The organism is Oleiphilus sp. HI0132, from assembly GCF_001635845.1.
Genome location: NZ_LWGJ01000638.1, coordinates 1 through 1,012 on the forward strand (window position 1 = coordinate 1; position 1,012 = coordinate 1,012).

The 1,012-nt window shown below is 43.5% G+C and carries 1 protein-coding gene; it reads left to right on the top strand.

Features of this window, described 5'->3' with window-relative positions; translation table 11 throughout:
* Positions 1-337: 337 nt before the first annotated feature.
* On the top strand, positions 338-1,012 hold a 675-nt coding region (locus A3766_RS07765), incomplete at its 3' end, for an NAD(P)/FAD-dependent oxidoreductase (protein WP_197479424.1).

Below are 1,012 nucleotides of genomic sequence, written 5' to 3' on the forward strand. Positions count from 1 at the left end.
AGTTCATTAGCATCGACATAAGAAATGCGCCACGATAACAACACACAGATAAAAACAAGCAAACGATGAAACATTCTATAATTATTTTTATATCGACCTTGGCGCATCAAACAACCCACACGTTGAACCAAAATAGTGCAAAACTAATCCATCCGTGAACCGTATATGAACTTAAGCTAAGTCAATCTTAAGTGCCTTATTAAAGAGACTTGCAGCGTACTTAACCATGTTGAGTTAGAATCATACCTCCAATGGTATATAAATTGCTGCGATAACTTGCAAAAATTAGCAATGTATTGATTATAGCATTCATAACACGGCAGTACGGAGATTAGAGATGAAGCAGCAGCTTGTGGTAATCGGAAACGGCATGGCTGGAATGAAAGCTGTAGAAGAGTTAGTCAGCGCCTCTCCTGAAAAGTTTGATATTACGGTCTTTGGTGCTGAGCCCTACGGCAACTACAACCGAATCATGCTATCCCCCGTACTCTGTGGAGAAAAGTCCATTGAAGATATCATTATTCATGACCGGCAATGGTATCACGACCATAATATAACCCTGTATTCCGGAGCAGATAAGCTGGTTATTGATATCGATAGAAGCAAACGTTGCGTCACAGCACGTGATGGCACTCAAGCACGTTATGACAGACTACTGATAGCAACAGGCTCTAAACCCTTTATTCTTCCTATTCCAGGAAGCAAACTCGAAGGTGTGATCGCCTTTCGCGATATATATGATGTCAATAAGATGCTTGCCTATAGCGAGACAAAAAAGAATGCAGTGGTCTTAGGCGGCGGGCTACTAGGTCTTGAAGCAGCCAACGGCCTTGCGCAGCGAGGCATGCACGTTACCGTTATTCATAGCAAGGAAGTGCTCCTTAACAGACAGCTCGATGCGACAGCCGGTCACTTACTCCAGCAGGAACTCACAAGCCGAAACGTTAAGTTTAAAATGCCGGCCGAGACAGAAGAGCTTCTTGCAGATGATTCAGGGCATGTTAGAGCCGTT